This is a genomic window from Streptomyces sp. SD15 (genome assembly GCF_054462255.1).
In genome coordinates this window covers 1-18258 of the sequence record NZ_JBTLMO010000070.1, presented here as the reverse complement: position 1 = coordinate 18258, position 18258 = coordinate 1, and the positions used below count along the sequence as shown (strand labels likewise).

Annotated in this window: 18 protein-coding genes; 8 read left to right on the top strand and 10 right to left on the bottom strand. The window is 69.2% G+C overall.

The window, feature by feature from the left end:
• Positions 1–29: 29 nt before the first annotated feature.
• The 3 genes from ACX28W_RS39275 to ACX28W_RS39265 all read left to right on the top strand — a co-directional run bounded on the left by ACX28W_RS39275 (position 30) and on the right by ACX28W_RS39265 (position 5767).
• A complete protein-coding gene (locus tag ACX28W_RS39275) occupies positions 30–1517 on the top strand; it encodes an ABC transporter permease (protein ID WP_459004923.1) in 1488 nt (495 codons plus the stop codon).
• A 33-nt stretch (positions 1518–1550) separates the two neighbouring features.
• Entirely contained in the window at positions 1551–2234 is a 684-nt protein-coding gene (locus tag ACX28W_RS39270; protein ID WP_362086528.1) for an ABC transporter ATP-binding protein, read from the top strand.
• Between the two features lie 203 nt (positions 2235–2437).
• On the top strand, positions 2438–5767 hold the full coding sequence (locus tag ACX28W_RS39265) for a S8 family peptidase (protein ID WP_459004922.1): 3330 nt from the start codon (positions 2438–2440) through the stop codon (positions 5765–5767).
• 12 nt (positions 5768–5779) lie between these two features.
• Here the strand turns inward: ACX28W_RS39265 and ACX28W_RS39260 are convergent, their stop codons facing one another.
• Positions 5780–6202 carry an ATP-binding protein gene (locus ACX28W_RS39260; protein ID WP_459004921.1) on the bottom strand — a complete coding sequence of 141 codons (423 nt, stop codon included), beginning with the start codon at positions 6200–6202 and terminating at the stop codon, positions 5780–5782.
• A complete protein-coding gene (locus tag ACX28W_RS39255; protein ID WP_459004920.1) occupies positions 6199–6417 on the bottom strand; it encodes a hypothetical protein in 219 nt (72 codons plus the stop codon). The genes ACX28W_RS39260 and ACX28W_RS39255 overlap by 4 nt, the downstream gene beginning before the upstream one ends.
• A gap of 124 nt (positions 6418–6541) precedes the next feature.
• On the opposite strand from ACX28W_RS39255, the gene ACX28W_RS39250 reads away from it, so the two are divergent.
• From ACX28W_RS39250 to ACX28W_RS39240, 3 genes are all read left to right on the top strand, one after another.
• Complete coding sequence (locus tag ACX28W_RS39250) at positions 6542–7402, top strand: helix-turn-helix domain-containing protein (protein WP_459004919.1); 861 nt, start codon at positions 6542–6544, stop codon at positions 7400–7402.
• Positions 7374–7673, top strand: coding sequence for a DUF397 domain-containing protein (locus tag ACX28W_RS39245; protein ID WP_459004918.1), 300 nt, complete (start codon positions 7374–7376; stop codon positions 7671–7673). The genes ACX28W_RS39250 and ACX28W_RS39245 overlap by 29 nt, the downstream gene beginning before the upstream one ends.
• A gap of 130 nt (positions 7674–7803) precedes the next feature.
• Complete coding sequence (locus ACX28W_RS39240) at positions 7804–8574, top strand: globin domain-containing protein (protein WP_459004917.1); 771 nt, start codon at positions 7804–7806, stop codon at positions 8572–8574.
• A gap of 51 nt (positions 8575–8625) precedes the next feature.
• On the opposite strand, the gene ACX28W_RS39235 is transcribed toward ACX28W_RS39240, so the two are convergent.
• Both ACX28W_RS39235 and ACX28W_RS39230 read right to left on the bottom strand, forming a co-directional pair.
• Positions 8626–9450: a DUF6281 family protein gene (locus tag ACX28W_RS39235; protein ID WP_459004916.1), complete on the bottom strand. Its 825-nt coding sequence runs from the start codon at positions 9448–9450 to the stop codon at positions 8626–8628.
• Positions 9451–9767: 317 nt separating this feature from the next.
• Positions 9768–10697 carry a helix-turn-helix domain-containing protein gene (locus ACX28W_RS39230; RefSeq protein WP_459004915.1) on the bottom strand — a complete coding sequence of 310 codons (930 nt, stop codon included), beginning with the start codon at positions 10695–10697 and terminating at the stop codon, positions 9768–9770.
• A 177-nt stretch (positions 10698–10874) separates the two neighbouring features.
• On the opposite strand from ACX28W_RS39230, the gene ACX28W_RS39225 reads away from it, so the two are divergent.
• Positions 10875–11915: an NAD(P)-dependent alcohol dehydrogenase gene (locus tag ACX28W_RS39225; RefSeq protein ID WP_459004914.1), complete on the top strand. Its 1041-nt coding sequence runs from the start codon at positions 10875–10877 to the stop codon at positions 11913–11915.
• A 64-nt stretch (positions 11916–11979) separates the two neighbouring features.
• Here ACX28W_RS39225 and ACX28W_RS39220 read toward each other — a convergent pair whose 3' ends face one another.
• From ACX28W_RS39220 to ACX28W_RS39210, 3 genes are read right to left on the bottom strand one after another with little or no spacing between them, the layout of a single operon-like run.
• Positions 11980–13044, bottom strand: coding sequence for a FecCD family ABC transporter permease (locus tag ACX28W_RS39220; protein WP_459004913.1), 1065 nt, complete (start codon positions 13042–13044; stop codon positions 11980–11982).
• Positions 13041–14048, bottom strand: coding sequence for a FecCD family ABC transporter permease (locus tag ACX28W_RS39215; protein WP_459004912.1), 1008 nt, complete (start codon positions 14046–14048; stop codon positions 13041–13043). The genes ACX28W_RS39220 and ACX28W_RS39215 overlap by 4 nt, the downstream gene beginning before the upstream one ends.
• Complete coding sequence (locus ACX28W_RS39210; RefSeq protein WP_459004911.1) at positions 14045–15124, bottom strand: ABC transporter substrate-binding protein; 1080 nt, start codon at positions 15122–15124, stop codon at positions 14045–14047. The genes ACX28W_RS39215 and ACX28W_RS39210 overlap by 4 nt, the downstream gene beginning before the upstream one ends.
• Before the next feature lie 141 nt (positions 15125–15265).
• Between ACX28W_RS39210 and ACX28W_RS39205 the strand changes: the two genes are divergently transcribed.
• Entirely contained in the window at positions 15266–15658 is a 393-nt protein-coding gene (locus tag ACX28W_RS39205; protein ID WP_459004910.1) for a VOC family protein, read from the top strand.
• 37 nt (positions 15659–15695) lie between these two features.
• Here ACX28W_RS39205 and argG read toward each other — a convergent pair whose 3' ends face one another.
• From argG to ACX28W_RS39190, 3 genes are all read right to left on the bottom strand, one after another.
• Entirely contained in the window at positions 15696–17111 is a 1416-nt protein-coding gene (argG, locus tag ACX28W_RS39200) for an argininosuccinate synthase (protein WP_459004909.1), read from the bottom strand.
• Positions 17112–17348: 237 nt separating this feature from the next.
• Entirely contained in the window at positions 17349–17627 is a 279-nt protein-coding gene (locus tag ACX28W_RS39195) for a hypothetical protein (RefSeq protein ID WP_459004908.1), read from the bottom strand.
• Complete coding sequence (locus ACX28W_RS39190) at positions 17624–17977, bottom strand: DUF6247 family protein (protein WP_459004938.1); 354 nt, start codon at positions 17975–17977, stop codon at positions 17624–17626. The genes ACX28W_RS39195 and ACX28W_RS39190 overlap by 4 nt, the downstream gene beginning before the upstream one ends.
• Positions 17978–18258: the final 281 nt, after the last annotated feature.

Genomic DNA, 18258 nt, shown 5'->3' with positions numbered 1-18258 from the left:
CCATCACGCGCCGTACCTAGCTTGCCGCCATGTTCTTCACCTACCTGAGGCGCGAACTGCGCCGCCGCAGGAAGGCGGCGCTCGTCGTCGCCTCCGGACTCGCCCTGGGCATCGCCCTGGTCATCGTGGTCAGCTCCGTGTCGTCCGGCATGGAGAAGGCGCAGGGCAAGGTCCTCCAGTCGCTGTACGGACTGGGTACGGACATGACGGTCACCAAGGCGGCAGCGCCCACGACGAGCACGAATGAGCGCCCGCGCTTCAACTTCGACGCCCAGGACAGCGACTCCGACGCGGAGCAGAGCAGCGACCGCGTCATGGTCCAGGGCTTCCAGACCCTGGCTTCCTCTACGGTCTCCAAGGTCGACTCCCAGCAGGGCGTCGCGGACTCCGTCGGCGGGCTGAGCCTCCAAGTCATCCGGGTCGACGGCCAGTTCACGCGGGGTCAGTTCCAGCAGGACGAGAACGGCGGCCAGCAGAACGGCCAGGGCGGCCCCGGCGGGGGCGGTCAGGCCTCGCCCGAGGGCCGGGTGCAGGGCGGTGGCGCCAACTTCGACGTCAACAACTACTCCGTCTACGGCACCGACGTCGCCAAGCCCGCGCTGGGCCCGCTGACCTCCTCGAAGATCACCAGCGGCCGTACGTTCAAGACGTCCGAGACGAACGCCAAGGTCGTCGTCGCCGACAAGTCGTACGCCAAGGAGAAGAAGCTCAAGGTCGGCTCCACCGTCACCATCAAGAGCGTCAAGTTCAAGGTGATCGGCATCGCGACGCCCGACAGCGGTGACGCGGCGGCCAATCTCTACATCCCGCTCAAGCAGGCGCAGACGCTCAGCGACTCCAAGAACAAGGTCACCACGATCTACGTCAAGGCGTCCGACTCGCAGCAGATCTCCAGCGTCAAGAGCACCATCCAGAAGAACATCTCGGGTACGACCGTCACCACCTCCGCGGACCTCGCGGACACCGTCTCCGGCTCCCTGTCGACCGCCTCCGACCTCGCCTCGAACGTCGGCAAGTGGCTGTCGATCGCGGTGCTCGTGGCCGCCTTCCTGGTGGCGGGCCTGCTCACCTCCTCGGCCGTCTCCCGGCGCGTGCGCGAGTTCGGCACCCTCAAGGCGCTCGGCTGGAAGTCGAGCCGGGTGACCCGCCAGGTCGTCGGTGAGGCCATCGTCAACGGTCTGGTCGGCGGCGCCCTCGGCATCGCACTCGGCCTGGCCGGAGCGTTCGTCGTCACCGAGATCAGCCCCTCCCTGCAGGCGGAGCTGGCGAGTTCGGGCGGTGGCCCCGGTGGAGGCGGCGGCCCCGGTGGCGGTGGCCCCGGTGGCGGCGGCTTCGGCGGTCCCGCCCAGCAGACCGCTTCCTCGGCCCTCAACGTCGCGCTCACCGCGCCCGTCAGCCTCAACACCATCACCGTCGCGGTCGGCCTCGCCGTCGCCGGCGGTCTGATCGCCGGCGCCTTCGGCGGCTGGCGCGCCTCCCGGCTGCGGCCCGCGGACGCCCTGCGCCGCGTCGAATAGGCCAAGCCCCTCACGTAATCCAGGAGTTGCACGATGTACGAACTCAGAGGCGTCACCAAGCGCTATACGCGGGGCAAGGAGACGGTCGACGCGCTCGCCGGGGTCGATCTGACCATCGCGGACGGCGACCGGCTCGTCATCCAGGGGCCCACCGGTGGCGGAAAGTCCACCCTTCTGCAGATGCTCGGCGGACTCGACCGGCCCACCGGCGGCAGCATCGAACTCGACGGTACAGATATGGCAAAGCTGTCCGAGGCGAAGCTCACCAAAGTGCGCAGCGAGAACATCGGATTCGTCTTCCAGAGCTTCAACCTCATTCCCACGCTCACCGCTCAGGAGAACGTGGAGACCGCTCTCGTACCCCTCGGTGTGAAGACGAAGGAACGGCGGCAACGGGCCGCCGAGGCACTGGAGTCGGTGGGCCTCGCCGAGCGGCTCGGGCACCTGCCCGCCGAGCTCTCCGGCGGTCAGCAGCAGCGCGTCGCGATCGCCCGCGCCCTGGTCAAGCAGCCGAAGGTGCTGCTCGCCGACGAACCGACCGGCAACCTCGACGAGTCCATGCGCGACGAGATCATGGACGTACTGGAGACCATGTGGAAGGAGCGCGGGCTCACTTTCATCATGGTCACGCACGATTCCTCGATCGCGAAGAAGGCCCCGCGGCTTGCGACGATTCGTAAGGGAAAGATTTCGGTCAAGGAGAACGCGGGGGCATAAAGGAGTACATAAGGGGGAGTGCGGGAGCGTAGCGGAACAACTCCGTCAACTCTTCACAGCCGCCCCGCTATTGAGGGGTCGTACGCCCCCCGGCATACTGACGTGTCCGGGGGGTGTACGTGCATGTGTACGGAGCTTCCCCCGGCCGGATGAATGGGGAATTCGTTCGGACCTGAGCTCCAGGGGGAGACTTGCGTAAACAAGTGAAAAGAGCGTGCGCGGCGACCATCGCCACAGCGGCGGCCGTGGCTCTGGCGGCGGGAATGACCAACCCGGCGGCGGCGAAGGCGGAGCACGCGAGCAGCGCTTCAACGGGCGCGAAGACGGCCGCGAAGACGGCCGCGAAGACGGCTGGTATCACGGCCAAGCACCGCATCACACTGATCACCGGTGACCGGGTGGTCGTCGACGCCAAGGGACGTGTCGTCGGCTTCGAGCGGGCCAAGGGCCGTGAGGACGTACCCGTCCAGGTGCGCAAGGCCGACGGCCACACCCTCGTGGTGCCGGCCGACGCGCAGGCGCTCATAGCCGGCGGCAAGCTGGACCGGCGTCTCTTCGACATCACCGAGCTGAACAAGGCGGCGACCCGCAAGGCCCAGAAGCAGGGCCTGAAGGTGATCGTCGGCTACCAAGGGGCCGCGACGGCCGCCAAGGCCGACGTCCGCGAGGCGGGCAACCTCCGCAGGAGCCTGAAGTCCCTGAACGCGGACGCGGTGCAGACGCCGAAGCAGGACACGGCCGAGCTGTGGTCCGCGGTCACCAACGGCGCACGGACGGCTTCCGGAATCGCGCACGTCTGGCTGGACGGCGTCCGCAAGGCCAGCCTCGACAAGTCCGTGCCGCAGATCGGCGCCCCGAAGGCTTGGGCGGCCGGGTACGACGGCAAGGGCGTCAAGATCGCCGTCCTGGACACCGGAGTCGACGCGACCCACGCGGACCTCAAGGACCAGGTGGTCGAGTCCAAGAACTTCTCCACCGCCGCCGACACGATCGACCGCGTCGGCCACGGTACGCACGTCGCGTCCATCGCGGCGGGCACCGGCGCCAAGTCGAACGGCAAGTACAAGGGTGTCGCGCCGGGCGCGAAGATCCTCAACGGCAAGGTCCTGGACGACACCGGCTCCGGTGACGACTCCGGCATCCTCGCGGGCATGGAGTGGGCCGCCGAGCAGGGCGCCGACATCGTCAACCTGAGCCTGGGCGGCGCCGACACCCCGGACATCGACCCGCTCGAGGCCCAGGTCAACAAGCTCTCCGAAGAGAAGGGCATCCTCTTCGCGATCGCCGCCGGCAACGACGGCGAGTACGGCGAGCAGACCGTCGGCTCCCCGGGCAGCGCGGCCGACGCGCTCACCGTGGGCGCCGTCGACGACAACGACAAGCTGGCGTCCTTCTCCAGCCGCGGCCCCGGCCTCGACGGTGCCATCAAGCCCGACGTCACCGCACCCGGCGTGGGCATCACGGCCGCCGCGGCGCCGGGCAGCGCCATCGCCCAGGAAGTCGGCGAGAAGCCCGCGGGCTACCTGTCCATCTCGGGTACGTCGATGGCGACCCCGCATGTCGCGGGTGCCGCGGCGATCCTCAAGCAGCAGCACCCGGACTGGACGTTCGCCGAGCTCAAGGGCGCGCTGACGAGCTCCGCGAAGGGCGGCGCGTACACGCCGTTCCAGCAGGGTTCGGGCCGGATCGCCGTCGACAAGGCGATCAAGCAGACCGTGATCGCCGACCCGAACTCGGTCAGCTTCCCGATCGCGCAGTGGCCGCACACCGACGACAAGCCGGTGACCGAGCAGCTCACCTACCGCAACCTCGGCACCACCGACGTCACCCTGACCCTCGCGATCTCCGCGACCAACCCCAGGGGCCAGGCGGCTCCCGCGGGCTTCTTCACCCTCGGCGCCAAGACGGTCACCGTCCCGGCGGGCGGCAAGGCCTCCGTCGACGTGACCACGAACTCGAAGCTCGGCGGCACGGTAGACGGCGCGTACTCGGCGTACGTGACGGCGACGGGCGGCGGCCAGACCGTGCGGACGGCGGCGGCGGTCGAGCGCGAGGTGGAGTCGTACGACGTCACCTTGAAGTACATCAACCGTGCCGGTGAGACGCCGACCCATCTCACCGACCTGATCGCGTTCTCCGGTGTCGCGAGCGGCCGGGACTACGCGTCGATGAGCACGGCGGACAGCGTGACCCTGCGGGTGCCCAAGGGCAACTACCTGCTCGACGAGCTGTCGGTGAAGGACCTCGTCACGGCCAAGGGCGGGGTCGACTGGCTGGTCCGGCCCAAGCTGAGCGTCACCAAGGACACCACGGTGACCCTCGACGCCCGGACCGCCAAGGGCGCCGACATCACGGTGCCGGACGCCGGCGCGCAGCCGCTGTCCGCGGTGGTCTCGTACATGTATAACCCGGCGGGCATCGGTCTGGGCCTAGGCCTGGCCTCCTTCCAGGACGTGCGTGTGGCACACGTCGGTCCGGCGGTCTCCTCCGGTCTGTCGCAGAGCTGGTCCGGGCAGTGGGCCAAGGGCACGGGCGCCGAGTACGACATCTTCACCGGCGGCAAGGTCACCAAGCTCCAGGGCGCGAAGGTCAAGCACTACAAGGCGAGCGAACTCGCCAAGGTGAAGGCCAACCTGGGGGCCTCGGCCTCCGGCAAGACGGGCGCGGTCACCGCGTACGCCTTCCTGCCCGAGGACTTCTCCTTCGGCGTCGGGGTCGCCCAGAAGGTCCCGAGCTCGCGCACGCTGTACCTGTCGACCGGGGAGCAGGTCCAGTGGCTGCTCGACTTCGAGCAGTACGCGGGCACCGACGCCAACGGGTTCCCGATCATCGACGCGTACTACACGCTCGACGCCGAGCAGACCTTCAAGGCGGGCCAGAGCTACACGAGGACGTTCAACAAGGCCGTCTTCGGCCCGAGGATCGACTCGGACTTCGGTGTGTTCCGTGAGGGCAACAACCTCTACGGCTACCTGCCGCTGTTCGCCGACGGCAGCACCCACGCCGGGTCCTCGCTGTTCAGCTCGGTGACGACCACGCTGTACCGCAACGGCGCGAAGGTCGGCTCGCACGACGATCCGCTCTTCGGGGAGAAGGCGTTCAAGGTGCCGGCCGCCGAGGCCCAGTACAAGCTCACCACCTCGGTCAAGCGCACCGTGAAGGTCGCCGCGGCCTCCACGCGCATCGACGCCAGCTGGACCTTCAAGTCCAAGAAGGCCGACTTCGCGAAGCTGCCCACCTCCACGGTCCGCTTCAACGCCGCGACGGGCCTCGACAGCCGCGTCGAGGCCGGCAAGAAGGTCACGGTCCCGGTCACCGTCCAGGGCTCGGCCGCGGGCAAGAACCTCAAGTCGCTGTACGTCTACGTCTCGTACGACTACGGCAAGACGTGGACCAAGCTCAACGTCAAGAACGGCAAGATCACGGTGAAGAACCCGGCGAAGGGCAAGGGAATCTCCTTCCACGCCAAGATCGCCGACAAGAAGGGCAACAAGTCGACGATCTCGATCTACAACGCGTACTACGGGAAGTAGGCCTCCAGGCCTCTAGTCCTCCGTACGCGAGCGGCCTGTCCGGGATGTCGAGTCCCGGGCAGGCCGTTGCTCTTGCCCGGCTGCTCGCGCCTCCACCTCGCACCAGACGGTCTTGCCGCCCGCCCCCTGCTCCACGCCCCATCGCAGGGCGAGCGCGTCGAGGAGGGCGAGACCACGCCCCGACTCGTCGCTCGGGGCGGCGTGCAGCAGGACGGGGAGGGCGCGCGGGTCGGGGTCGGTGACCTCGACGCGGGTGTGGCCGTGGTCGGTGAGGCCGACACGGACGGTCACCGGGGTGCCCTCGCCGAGGTGGTCGAGGACGTTCGTCACCAACTCGGTCGCGCAGAGACGGACGTCGAAGCCGTGGTCGCGGAGGCGGTGGCGCAGTTCGGGTACGGACTTCGGCGTGGCGAGCAGGCTCAGTTCGAAGGTCACCGCCCAGCCGCCTTCCGGAGCGCGGTGGCGAGCGCGCCGGCCGTGGCGGTGTTGCAGTTCCCGAGCGCGATGAGCCCGGCGGGCGGTGTGTACGTACCGGCGAAGGTCGGGAGGTCCACGCGGAGTGAGGGCAGCGTGACCCCGTGGAGGGCGAGGGCGGCGCGGAGTTCTTCCACGCAACGGGTCATGTCGTCGGCGGTGGGGTGGTCGGGCATGAGCGGTGCTCCCTGTGCTTTCTGTAACGAATCGCTCACACTCTGGCGTCCCGCTGGTTACCGTGAAAGGGGTTCCGTGTATGCGGCCCGAACTGCGGAAGGTCCCCCCACACGGCGGTGAGCAATGGCACGACGCAAGGACATCGACGGCTCGATGAGCGTCCCGACCTTCTACGGCAAGGAGTTGAGGTGGAAGCGGGAGGCGGCGGGACTGTCGTTGGAGGGTCTGCTGGAGGGCATCTTCTACGGCAAGACGTACCTCAGTGATATCGAGCGCGGGCAGCGGCGGATGCCGATCGATCTGGCTCGGCACGCGGATCGGGTGCTGGAGACGGACGGGTTCTTTGAGCGGCATTGCGAGGATGTGCGCGCGGCACGGCAGGGGGCGCACGCCGAGTACTTCGTCGACACCGTGGAGTTGGAGGGACGTGCACAGGAGATCGAGGAGTGGGATCCTGCCCTGATTCCGGGGCCGCTCCAACTGCCGTCGTACATCCGGGCTGTTGTCTTGGCGGCGTACCCTACGGCCTGCGAGGAGGCGGTTGCGGAGAAGATCTCGGCCCGGCGCGAGCGGGCCTGGCTCTTCGAGGACCAACAGGCTCCAGAGAGCTGGCTCGTACTTCACGAGGCGATCCTGTGGGAGCCGATCATTCCGGCGAACGACATGGCCGACCAGCTTGCCCATATCGCAGAGGTAGCACGCAAACGCCGGGCCATTCCGCAGATCCTTCTGCGGAATTCAGGAGCGCACCCGTTCATGATGGGCACGACCAGGTTCATGACCTTTGCCGATGCCCCGCCGCTCATGTACACCGAGGGGATGTACAGCGGTCAGTTGATCGATGATCCGGAGCTCGTGAGGCGGTACGCGAAGGCGTACGGTCGGCTCAGGGCCGCCGCACTCCCTCCGGAGGCGTCCCTGAAGCTCATCGAGCAAGCAGCAGAGGACTACCGAAATGGCAAGCAACCCAATCGACTTGATTGACGTGTACTGGTGCGAGAGCGGCAACGGTGATGACGGTCACTGCGCCGGGACCGCGAGCGACTTCCCGGGCGCCGCCCTCTGGCGCAAGTCGAGCTACAGCAACGGCGACGGCGGCCACTGCGTCGAGGTGGCCGACGACTTCCCCGGCCTCGTCCCCGTGCGTGACTCCAAGGCGCCCGACGGTCCCGCCCTCATTCTCGGGGCCCGGGCCTGGGCGCCGTTCGTCGCCGCGCTCAAGGGCGACGCGGAGGCCGACCGCCGAGGCCTGTGAGCGGGGCTACCTCAGAACCGCCAACACTTTCCGCCAAAGTGTTGGCGGTTTCCGAGAAGGGTCCCCGGCGGAGGACTCGCCAACGGCATCCACGTGGCTGGGACGGTTCGGCCGTGATTGTCTGGCCCGCATGACGACTCAGACGGTCGAGTACATCCGCTACCGCATCCCTGAGCAGCACTCCGCGGAGTTCCTCGCGGCCTTCACGAGGGCGGCCCGGCAACTGGCCGCGGCTCCGCAATGCGTCGACTACGAACTGGCGCGCTCTGAGCAGGACTTCGAGCACTTCGTCCTGCGGATCACCTGGACGTCGACGGAGGACCATGTCGTGGGCTTCCGGCAATCCGAACTCTTCACGGACTTCCACGCCGACGTCCGCCCGTACATCCCGTACATCGAGGAGATGCGCCACTACAAGCCGACGGCGGTACGCGGCTCGGGCGCGTCCGTGCCCACGCTCTACGCCTGGGCGGGCGGCGCCGAGGCCTTCACCCGGCTGACCGAGGTGTTCTACGACAAGGTCCACAACGACGAGGTTCTCGCACCGGTGTTCGAGGGGCTCGCGCCCGAGCACGCGTTGCATGTGGCCCTCTGGCTGGGGGAGGTCTTCGGCGGGCCGCCCGCCTACTCCGAAACCCAGGGCGGCCACGGCCACATGGTCGCCAAGCACCTCGGCAAGAACATCACGGAGGTGCAGCGGCGCCGCTGGGTGAACCTCCTCCAGGACGCGGCGGACGAGGCCGACCTGCCCACCGACGCGGAGTTCCGCTCCGCGTTCCTCGCGTACGCGGAGTGGGGTACGCGGCTGGCCGTGTACTTCTCCGGTCCGGACGCAGTGGCCCCGGGGGAGCAGCCGGTGCCGAAGTGGACGTGGGGGGCGGCACCGCCGTATCGGCCGTGACCCCGCCAGGCGCGCGGCGCCACCCTGCGCGGCGGCGCCCCGCGCTCGGCATCACGAGCCGTGGATCAGTTTCTTGATCTCGGGCAGTTTCTTGTCGGAGTCGACGTTGACGAAGATGACATCATCAGACGCCTGTTCCACCATGATGGCGATGCTGGGATCCACTCCCTCGATCGCATGGGCGGTCGTCGAGGTCGGCGTCGTTTCACCGTCGCTGTCATCGCTCGGCGTGTCGTCGCACGGCGGCAGGGTGGCGGCACCGAGCTTGTCCCCGACGGTGAAGCCCCTGGCCTCTGTGCCCGAGTACGTGCGGTTCTGGTACTCGACCAGGGACGCACAGGACGACGCGGACTCGCCGCCCTCGCTGTCGCTCGACGACGTGCAGGCGACGGACACCGTGAAGGTGGCTGCCGCCAGCAGCATCCCCACGGGCCCTCTTCTGCCGATCGGGAGTACGGCTTTCATCGGTACGCCTCCTCTTGGAGCGTCAGCTCCTGCCCGGTAGATGCTGCGGAGGCCGAGCACGTCACCCTTGCCGAGCGTCCTGGCCCTCGTCGAGCACAAGATCGAGCTCCCGAACATGGTGAGGTCGTCGTGTGCCCCAGCGATGTCCTTCAGCCCGAAGAGGTGTCCGGCCTCATGAGTACCGACGCTGCGGATGTCGATTTCGTTCGAGCAGTCGGCGGTCGGCTTGTTCGTGAAGTCGTGGTCGTAGGTGTTGCCGCAGTTGTTGTTGCTTTCGGTGATGTTGTCGAGGGCTTCGTGGAACGCCCACAGGGCGTCGTTCTTGGACAGGTTTCCGGGCAGACCGCCGTCACCGATGTACGTGGAAGCACGACACTGACCAAGAAGGGGGCGGCCCCACGGCCACGTCACCAACAGGCGTCCACCCGAACCAACCCCGGCTCCTACCGAGCCTTTACACCGTTCCTCTGGACTGAGCAGGAGTGAGTCCGCTCAGCCGCACGCCCCGAACGGTCTTGGGCGCTCCCCCACTGCCTTAAGGGCGTGGGAGGTACCCCCAGGTCCCCGGCGTACTCAACCCCGGGGCGGCGACACGCATCCTGCGCGTGGTCCGGGCCCGGGAGACCAGTTCCCTACGCGACCCGGCCATAGCCATATGGGTACGGCCAAAGGCGACGGAGAGGCCCTGAACCATCACTCCGGTGGAGCAGGGGCGCCCACGGTGCCGTTCAAGCCGACGGTGCCGACGTCCCGGTCCCCGCCCTGGTCGCGTCCGTCCCCCAGCTGGCCAGCAACCGCAGCGCATCCGCCGAAGCGGATCCCGGCTCCGCGTGATACGTGACCAGCACCTGCTCACTGTCGTCGGGCAGCCGGAACGACTCGAACTGAAGCGCGAGGTCACCCACCAGCGGATGCCGCAGCCGCTTGACGCCGTGGCTCTTCTCCTTGACGTCGTGCGTGGCCCACAACCGCCGGAAGTCCTTGCTCTTCACGGACAGTTCGCCGACGAGCGCGGACAGCTGGGGATCGTCGGGGTGACACCCCGCGTCCATGCGCAGAACGCACACGATGTCGATCGCCTTCTGCTCCCAGTCCACGAACAGATCGTGGTACTCGGGCTTGAGGAACACCATCCGCGCCCAGTTCCGCTCCGGCGGCGCCAGCTCCGACCAGTCACCGAACACGGCCGCGGCCATCCGGTTCCAGACGAGAACGTCCGAGCGCCGCCCGGTGATGTACGCGGGGACGCCGTCGAAGCTGTTCAGCAGCTGCCGCAAGGCACCCCGCACCTGCTGCGGCCGAGCCGTCTGCTTCTTCTTGTGCTGCTTGGGCTTCGCGAGGTGCGTGAGATGTGCGTGCTCGGCGTCCGTGAGCCGCAGCGCCCGCGCGATCGCGTCGAGCACCTCGGTCGACACATTCCGTCCGTTGCCCTGTTCGAGGCGCGTGTAGTACGCGACGGACACCCCGGCCAGCTGCGCCAGCTCCTCGCGGCGCAGCCCCGGCACCCGGCGGTGCCGGCCGAAGTCCGGCAGCCCGACGTCCTCCGGCTTCAGCCGGGCCCGGCGGGTGCGCAGGAACTCGCTGAGCTCGGCACGCCGGTCCAGGGGCTGCCCGGGCCCGGCTTCCGCCGCGAGGTCCTGGGAGGGGTGTTCGTCCATACGTCCAGTATTCACGGTCCTACGTCTGTGAGCCTGACCCCGCCAGTAGTAGGACCAGGGAACGTACGCAAAGCCGTGACCTGGGTGAATGCGGTGCGGTGCGGCAGGCTGGATGCCGTGCCCGGCCGAAGGCAGCCGGGCACGGCACATGACCACTCCTGAGGAGATCCCCCCGGCATGACCACTGTTGCTGCGTACGCCGCCCCCGCCGCCAAGGCTCCGCTGGAGCGCACCACCATCGAGCGCCGCCCGGTCGGCGAGTTCGACGTCCTGATCGACATCAAGTTCGCCGGTATCTGTCACTCGGACATCCACCAGGCCCGCGAGGGCTGGGGCGAGGCCATCTTCCCGATGGTGCCGGGCCACGAGATCGCCGGCATCGTCTCCGAGGTCGGCCCCGGCGTCACCAAGTTCCAGGTCGGCGACCGCGTGGGCGTCGGCTGCATGGTCGACTCCTGCCGTGAGTGCGACAACTGCAAGGCCGGCCTGGAGCAGTACTGCGTCAAGGGCAACGTCGGCACGTACAACGCCCTCGACAAGAACGGTGAGCCCACCTACGGCGGCTACTCCCAGCAGATCGTCGTCGACGAGAACTACACCGTCCGTATCCCCGAGGGCCTGTCCCTCGACGTGGCCGCACCGCTGCTCTGCGCCGGCATCACCACGTACTCCCCGCTCAAGCACTGGAACGCCGGCCCCGGCAAGAAGGTCGCGATTCTCGGCATGGGCGGCCTCGGCCACATGGGCGTCAAGATCGCGCACGCGCTCGGCGCCGAGGTGACCGTGCTCTCGCAGTCCCTGCGCAAGCAGGAGGACGGGCTGAAGCTGGGCGCCGACCACTACTACGCCACCAGCGACCCGAAGACCTTCGAGGAGCTGCGCGGCACGTTCGACCTGATCCTGTCCACGGTCTCGGCCCCGCTGGACCTGGACACCTTCCTGTCGCTGCTCAAGTCGGACGGCGCCTTCGTGAACGTGGGCGCCCCCGAGGAGCCCGTCGCGCTCAACCTCTTCTCGGTGATCATGGGCCGCAAGACCCTGGCCGGTTCCGGTATCGGCGGCATCCAGGAGACCCAGGAGATGCTCGACTTCTGCGCGGAGCACGGCTTCGGCGCCGAGATCGAACTGATCAGCGCGTCCGAGATCAACGACGCGTACGAGCGGGTGCTGGCGAGCGACGTCCGCTACCGCTTCGTGATCGACACCGCCACGATCTGATCCCTCCGAGGGTGCTGTGGGGCGCCGACCGGTCGTACGACCGGTCGGCGCTCCCCTTGGCGTGTCAGCGCCTGCCCGACCGCCCCAGCAGCCACAGCAGATACGGCCCCCCGACCAGCGAGGTGAGCGCGCCGACCGGGATCTCCAGCGGCGGCACCAGCGTGCGGGCCACCAGATCGGCGGCGACCACGATGAACGCCCCTGTCAACGCCGAGGCGAGGAGGGGGAGGTGGGGGGTGCGGGTGAGGCGGCGGGCCAGCTGAGGGCCGGTGAGGGCGACGAAGCCGATCGGGCCCGCCGCGCCGGTCGCGGTCGCGGCGAGCACCACGCCCAGGACGGTCAGGCCGAGTTGGGTGCGCTGGACGCGGACGCCGAGGGCGGCCGCGGTGTCGGGGTCCAGACCGAGCGGGCGTAGCGCGCGGTTCGCCCAGACCAGGGCGGGCAGGGAGAGCAGCAGTACCCAGGACAGGGGCCCGGCCTGCTCCCAGCCGCGTCCGTTCAGACTGCCCGTCAGCCACAGTTTGACCTGTTCGGCCTCGGCCAGTTCGCTCTCGGTGAGGTAGAGCTGGACGATCGCGGAGAGCGCGACCCCGATCCCGACCCCCGTCAGCACGAACCGGCTCGGCTGCATCCCGTGCCGCCAGGCCAGTACGTACACCAGGGCGGCGGCCGCGAGACCCCCGGTGACGGCGACGGCCGGGAGCGCGCCGGGGGAGGCGACCGTGCCGGTGGCGAGCGCCAGTACGGTCGCGGCGGCGGCGCCGTGGCCGACGCCGATGACGTCCGGGCTGGCGAGCGGGTTGCGCGTCACGGTCTGCACGAGCGCCCCGGCCAGCCCCAGCGCCGTGCCGACCAGCGCGCCGAGCACGATCCGCGGGACCCGCAGTTCACCGACGATCAGGTCGTACGGGCCGCCGTGGCCGCGCAGCACCTGCCAGACCTCGCCCGGCGGGACGTACGACTGCCCGACGCACGCCGAGAGCAGCATGACGCCCGCGAGGAGCAGGAGGAGCACGGTGGTGACGGCGGCGGAGCGCCGGTGCAGGAGAAGGGAGAGGCCGCGGTGGCGGATTACGGAGAGGCCGGCCGAGCGCGGGTGGGCGGGGGCCGTGGTGGACGTCCGGGTCACGCGGCCACCCCTTTGCGCCGTACGAGGACGACCAGCACCGGCACGCCCACCAGCGCGGTCATCACCCCGGCCGGGACCTCCGCGGGGGCGCGGACCACCCGGCCCGCCACATCCGCCGCGAGCAGCAGGGCGGCGCCGAGGAGGGCGGACAGGGGGAGGGTCCAGCGGTGGCCGCCGCCCACGAGACGGCGGGCGAGGTGGGGTACGGCGAGGCCGATGAAGGCGATGGGGCCCGCGGCGGCGACCGCGGACGCGGTGAGCACGGTCGCGCCGAGCGCCGCACAGCCCCGTACGAGCGCGACCCGGTGGCCCAGCGCCCGCGCCGTGTCGTCGCCGAGCGCGAGCGAGTCCAGGCCGCGGGCGCAGGCCAGCACCAGCAGCGCGCCGGCGATCAGGAACGGCAGCATCCGCCCGACGGTCCCGGCGTCGCGCCCGCTGAGCGCGCCCACCTGCCAGAACCGGAACTGATCCAGCGTGGCCGAGCTCGACGTCAGGACGACCGTCGTCGCCCCCGCCGTCATCGCCGACAGCGCGGTCCCGGCGAGCGCCAGCTTGACCGGGGAGGCCCCGCCACGTCCGCGCGAGGCGATGGCGTACACGACACACGCGGCGGCGACGGCGCCGGCGAAGGCGTACCAGACGTACCCGCTGAAGCCGTTCGCCCAGCCGAGCACGATCGCGCACACGACGCCGGCCGCCGCGCCCTGGCTCAGCCCGAGGATTCCCGGGTCGGCGAGCGGATTGCGGGTGACCGCCTGCAGTGCCGCCCCCGAGAGCCCGAGGGCGGCACCCGCGGTCAGCCCGATTGCCGTCCGCGGCACCCGCAAGGACCGTACGACCAGCGCGTCCGGTGAACTCCCGCCGTGCACCAGGGCGTCGAGGACGGTGGACAGCGGGACCGGGCGGGTGCCGACGGCGAGGCTGAGGACCGCGGCGGTGACGGCGAGCAGAAGGGCGACGGTCAGCCAGACCGTACGCGTACCCGCGGACGTACGACGGGTCACTTGCCTATGGTGTCCGCGAGCTGCTGGACCACGAGCTGGGCGGCGGTCGGTCCGGCGTTGAGGTACCAGGGGTCGTCGTCGACCTTCACCGCGTGCCCGGCGTTGACGGCCTTCATCGACTTCCACAGCGGTCCGGCGAGCACGCTCCCGGCGTCGGTCTCGGACGCGTCGCCCTGCACGGAGTAGAAGATCCAGTCGCCGTCGGCGACGTCGATGCTCTCCGCCCCGATGTCCTGCGAAATCGCGTTGAACTGCTGGGACTTGGGGCGTCCGATCCCCATGTCGACAGCAAGGGAGCCCGTGAAGGAGGACACCCCGAACATCCGCGTCCGGTCGGGCGTGAACCGCACCATGGACACGGCGGGGTCACCCAGCTGCTTGCCGCTCTCGGCGGCGTCGCCCACGATGTCGTCGAGCAACTCCTGCGCCTTCTCCGCCTTGCCGACGGCGGCGCCGACGAGCAGCAGGTCCCGCTTCCAGTTGATGCCGTTGCCCGCCGTGACGACGGTGGGCGCGATCTTCGACAGCTTCGGGTAGAGATCACCGAGCGAGTCGTTGACCAGGATCAGATCCGGCTTGGCGGCGGCCAGGGTCTCCAGGTTGGGCGCCTGCCGGGTCCCCGCGTCGGTCATCGCGGCGAGCTTCTTCTGGTACGTCGGGAAGGCGTCCGCGAGATAGTCCGGTACGAGTCCGGCGTTGTCGCCACGGGTGGCGGCCGTCGGGACGATTCCGAGGGACAGCAGGTCGTCGAGCTGTCCGGTGCTGAGCACGGCGATCTTCTCGGGCTCGGTCTTGATCTCCGTCTTGCCCTGGAAGTGCCCGACGGTCCTCGGGAACTCGCCGTCCTCGGCGCTACCGGCGCCCATCCCGTCCTCGACGGCGCTGGGCGCGACGGAGGGCCCTTCGGAAGCGCCGGCCACGAGGTTGCGGTCGCTGCCGGCGCTGCTCTCGCTCTTCGAGGAGCCGGTGCTGTCCTCGTCCCCGCTTCCGGACGAACATCCGGCCAGCAGCCCGCCGACTATGGCAACGGCCACGACGGCCTTCGACCCCAAGGTGCGCACAAGAACTCCGATCAACGAATAAGGCAAGGCTAACCTTAGACGTATCTCGGAGGGGTGGGATCAGGGGGCCGGGCTGCCTAGTGTGGGAGGAGGCGGCCCAGCGCCATTCGCCGACGACTACGACGACGTACAGCGACGTACGAGGAGGTCCTCGCGATGACCATCGAGCTGAACCACACGATCGTCGCCGCCCACGACAAGCAGGCCTCGGCCCAGTTCCTCGCCGACATCCTGGGTCTCCAAGTGGGCCCGCAGTACGGCCCGTTCATGCCGGTCCCGATACCCAACGGCGTCACGCTGGACTACATGGACATCGAGACGACCGCGCCGATCACCCCACAGCACTATGCGTTCCTCGTCTCGGAGGGCGAGTTCGACAAGATCTTCGCCCGCATCCAGACCGCCGGCCTCACCTACTGGGCGGACCCGTCCCACCGCCGCGTCAACGAGATCAACACCAACGACGGCGGCCGGGGGACCTACTTCGACGACCCGAACGGCCACAACATGGAAATCCTGACGAGGCCGTACGGGAGCGGCGAGGACTGACTTCGCGCGACGGTCGAGAGCGGGGACGGACCGCAGGTCAGTCCGTGCCCGACTCGATCGCCGCGTGGTCGAGCGCGTCGGCGTCCACCGGTACGGTCTCGTCGCTCGCGGCGATGACCTCCGCGCCGCCCGGGGGCAGTTCGCCGATGAGGCCGCTCCACGCGGTGAGCCGGCCGTGGGCGGCGTACTGCTCCAGCTTGGTCCGGGAGTCGGCGATGTCGAGGTTGCGCATGGTCAGCTGGCCGATGCGGTCGTCCGGGACGAACGCCGCGTTGACGCTGCGCTCCATGGACAGTTTCTCCGGGTGGTAGCTGAGGTGCGGGCCGGTGGTGTCGAGGACGGTGAAGTCCTGGCCGCGGCGCAGCCGCACGGTGACGCTGCCGGTGATGGGGAACCCGACCCAGCGCTGCAGGCTCTCGCGGAGCATGAGCGCCTGCGGGTCGAACCAGCGGCCCTCGTAGAGCAGCCGCCCGAGCCGACGCCCGTCGACGTGGTACATGGCGACGGTGTCCTCGTTGTGGACGGCGTTGAGCAGCCGCTCGTAGGCGATGTGCAGCAGCGCCATGCCGGGGGCCTCGTAGACGCCGCGGCTCTTGGCCTCGATGATGCGGTTCTCGATCTGGTCGGACATGCCGAGTCCGTGCCGGCCGCCGATGAGGTTGGCCTCCCGGACCAGCTCGACCGGCGACTCGAACGCGCGCCCGTTGATCCGCACCGGCCGCCCGTGCTCGAACTCCACGGTGACGTCCTCGGCCGGGACGTCGACCTCGGGGTCCCAGAAGCGGACGCCCATGATCGGGGAGACGATCTCCAGCGAGGTGTCGAGGTACTCCAGGCGCTTGGCCTCGTGCGTGGCGCCCCAGATGTTCGCGTCGGTGGAGTAGGCCTTCTCGGCCGAGTCCCGGTAGGGCAGGTCGCGCTCGGACAGCCAGGCGGACATCTCGTGCCGGCCGCCGAGTTCGGTCACGAACGCCTGGTCGAGCCAGGGCTTGTAGATCCGCAGGGCGGGGTTGGCGAGCAGGCCGTAGCGGTAGAACCGCTCGATGTCGTTGCCCTTGTAGGTGGACCCGTCGCCCCAGATGGAGACGTCGTCCTCGCGCATCGCGCGCACCAGCAGGGTGCCCGTGACCGCACGCCCGAGCGGGGTGGTGTTGAAGTAGGTCTGCCCGGCCGACCGGATGTGGAATGCGCCGCACGCCAGTGCGGCGAGGCCCTCCTCGACCAGGGCCTCACGGCAGTCGACGAGCCGCGCCTGCTCGGCACCGTAGGCACGGCCACGCTCGGGCACGTCGGCCAGGTTCGGCTCGTCGTACTGCCCGATGTCGGCTGTATAGGCATAAGGGATGGCGCCGCGCTCACGCATCCACGCCACCGCGACAGAGGTGTCCAAACCGCCGGAGAACGCGATTCCGACGCGCTCACCGATTGGAAGTTTATTCAGTACCTTCGACATGTATGCATCCTAGACCGGCACCCCGGGGTCGTTCCATCCGTATCGGGTGCCCGGCTCGGGTGCGACCGGTGCCGGGACGGGCAAGGGCTCGCCGCGGCCCGGCAGCGAGCCCTGGGGAAGATCGAAACCAGGTGGAAACCTGCCCCCCGGAGGGCAACTGGACAGGCGCACAGGCCTGTTGCCCGCCGATTCCCGGGAGCGTCGTGAGCGTCGTGAGCGCCGTGAGCCGGCCGGATGTCAGTCCTGCGCGGTCGCCTTGTCGGCGACCCTCCCCAAGATCCATGGGCGAATCGCCGATGGGATGACCGAGCCGCAGGCGATGCTGCCGGCCGATGGCGCCCGGCCAATGGTCGAGTGTCTGGGGCCGTTGCCGAGCTCGCTGACGTCGATTCCCGTACTGGCGAGGTCGACGAGCTGGCAGGCCAGACGTTCCACTTCCGTTATGACGTGAGCGGGGATGCCGCCCGCCACGTGGTCGTGATCGGGGTCGTACTCCCAGTGCCAGTCCGCGCTCATCGGGCTGAGAGGCCGACGACCGCGTGGGCTTCGTCAAGAAGTCGCCCGATCTCGGCGGCGGCCTGCCGTGCCTGCGCGGCGTCGCCCGCTTCAGCAGTGTCCTCCCAGCGGCGGAAGTCTGCTGCCAGGCCGGGCTGGCGCTGGATGTGAACGTAGACGGCCCACTGGGCGATGAATCGCCGGAGAGGGGCAAGATCGGAGCCCTGCCGGGACTGGTCGGCCGCCTGGTCCAGCTCCCGCGTGAAGGCGGGGAGCGCGGCGGGCGCGATCTGACTGATGGCCTGCCGCAGCGCGGTGACCGTGGCAGGCGGCTGAGGGATGAGCGGTTGCTCAGCGGCCGAGGTGGTCATGGCTGCTCCCATGGGCGCGATTCTGTCCCACGGGTCAGCCTATCGGGCACGAGCGCTTTCCCTCCGCTCGAACGAGTGAGAGAGAAGCGATTCAGCTACCGCCCGGACCGGCCCGAGGCAGGGCGTCAGTTATCCGTGGGAGCCGGGGTGAGCCCCGTCGGGCATGACGCGCCCCAATTGGTCGAACGGGGTACTTACTGATCGTTTCAGAATGAAATGTGTTGTGGGGCTTGGCAGTTGGGTGTTGTGTCGGCAGGATCTGTTGGATGCCTGCTGATCTT

Excerpts from the sequence above, each read along its gene's own strand:
- ACX28W_RS39275 (WP_459004923.1), top strand. The coding sequence starts at position 30 with ATGTTCTTCACCTACCTGAGGCGCGAACTGCGCCGCCGCAGGAAGGCG.
- ACX28W_RS39270 (WP_362086528.1), top strand. The coding sequence starts at position 1,551 with ATGTACGAACTCAGAGGCGTCACCAAGCGCTATACGCGGGGCAAGGAG.
- ACX28W_RS39255 (WP_459004920.1), bottom strand. The coding sequence starts at position 6,417 with ATGCCCGACCACCCCACCGCCGACGACATGACCCGTTGCGTGGAAGAA.
- ACX28W_RS39250 (WP_459004919.1), top strand. The coding sequence starts at position 6,542 with ATGGCACGACGCAAGGACATCGACGGCTCGATGAGCGTCCCGACCTTC.
- ACX28W_RS39245 (WP_459004918.1), top strand. The coding sequence starts at position 7,374 with ATGGCAAGCAACCCAATCGACTTGATTGACGTGTACTGGTGCGAGAGC.
- ACX28W_RS39240 (WP_459004917.1), top strand. The coding sequence starts at position 7,804 with ATGACGACTCAGACGGTCGAGTACATCCGCTACCGCATCCCTGAGCAG.
- ACX28W_RS39230 (WP_459004915.1), bottom strand. The coding sequence starts at position 10,697 with ATGGACGAACACCCCTCCCAGGACCTCGCGGCGGAAGCCGGGCCCGGG.
- ACX28W_RS39225 (WP_459004914.1), top strand. The coding sequence starts at position 10,875 with ATGACCACTGTTGCTGCGTACGCCGCCCCCGCCGCCAAGGCTCCGCTG.
- ACX28W_RS39205 (WP_459004910.1), top strand. The coding sequence starts at position 15,266 with ATGACCATCGAGCTGAACCACACGATCGTCGCCGCCCACGACAAGCAG.
- argG (WP_459004909.1), bottom strand. The coding sequence starts at position 17,111 with ATGTCGAAGGTACTGAATAAACTTCCAATCGGTGAGCGCGTCGGAATC.
- ACX28W_RS39195 (WP_459004908.1), bottom strand. The coding sequence starts at position 17,627 with ATGAGCGCGGACTGGCACTGGGAGTACGACCCCGATCACGACCACGTG.
- ACX28W_RS39190 (WP_459004938.1), bottom strand. The coding sequence starts at position 17,977 with ATGACCACCTCGGCCGCTGAGCAACCGCTCATCCCTCAGCCGCCTGCC.